Raw genomic sequence first — 1126 nt, forward strand, 5'->3', positions numbered from 1 at the left:
GCGGCCAGGTCAAAGGGATTGCCCAGCGTGTGGGCGATCATGACGGCCTTGGTTTTGGGGGAAAGCGCTGCTTCCAGTTTGGTCACATCAATGTTGTACTGGGGTACCGTCACGTCCACAAAGACCGGCACGGCACCATACTGCAGTGCCGGGCTGACTGTGGTGGGGAACCCGCAGGCCACCGTGATGATCTCGTCCCCTTTTTTGATCTGGCGATCTCCCAGTTCCTGGGCGGTCAACGCCATAAAGGCCAGCAGATTGGCCGAGGAGCCGCTGTTGACCAGGTGAGCATATTTGACCCCGATCCACTGGGCAAAATCCCGCTCAAAAGCATCAGCAAAGCGGCCGGTGGTCAGCCAGAAATCCAGCATGGCATCGGTCAGGGCGCACATTTCTTTTTCGTCAAACACGCGGGAGGCGTAGCTGATGCGGTCACCGGGCTGGAACGCTGCCTTGTTTTCCTTGAAGTCATGATAATATTCAGTCACCAGCGCCTTGATTTTATCCCGCGCTTCGGCTTCATTCTTCCAATTCTGCATACGCCTGCTCCTTTATCCTGTATTGTCTGCCGATGCCCCGGGCACCCTGTCACAGACGATTCTTCGCCATTTTGCTCTATTTATTAAAGCATGAAACCTGTCAAAAGTAAATACTTTCCCCCATTTTCCAGCCATTGGCTGGCGCAAAATGGCGGTTTACACACTATGCTGAAAGTGCTATAATTATTTTGCTTTTATAATAGATGTATTGCGGGAATTTGCACCTTTTCCCCTCAAAAAAGGAGTTCTCATGAAAGTAGTCATTCTGGCTGGCGGTTACGGCACACGCATCAGCGAAGAAAGTGTTTATAAGCCCAAGCCTATGGTGGAAATAGGCGGCAAACCGATCCTGTGGCATATCATGAAGGGCTATGCCCACTACGGTTATACCGACTTTATCATCTGCGCCGGTTACAAACAAGCTGTAATCAAGCAGTATTTTTTTGATTATTATCTGCATAATGCCGATGTGACCTTTGACCTGGCCGCCAATTCCATGAAGGTGCTCAACAGTTCGGCTGAGCCCTGGAAGGTCACGGTGGTGGATACCGGCCTGGATACTATGACGGGTGGACGAGTCAAGCGGA

Annotated in this window: 2 protein-coding genes; one reads left to right on the forward strand and one right to left on the reverse strand. The window is 51.3% G+C overall.

The genetic code is table 11. From position 1 onward, the window contains the following. Positions 1-539: aminotransferase class V-fold PLP-dependent enzyme (locus H6B10_RS14610; RefSeq protein ID WP_204652262.1), on the reverse strand; the 539-nt coding region annotated here is incomplete at its 3' end. Between the two features lie 250 nt (positions 540-789). Here H6B10_RS14610 and H6B10_RS14615 point away from each other — a divergent pair. Then, positions 790-1126 (forward strand): sugar phosphate nucleotidyltransferase (locus H6B10_RS14615; RefSeq protein WP_204652263.1); only part of this gene is annotated, 337 nt, incomplete at its 3' end.

The organism is Gemmiger formicilis (genome assembly GCF_016901605.1).
GTDB classification, from domain to species: domain Bacteria; phylum Bacillota; class Clostridia; order Oscillospirales; family Ruminococcaceae; genus Gemmiger; species Gemmiger formicilis_B.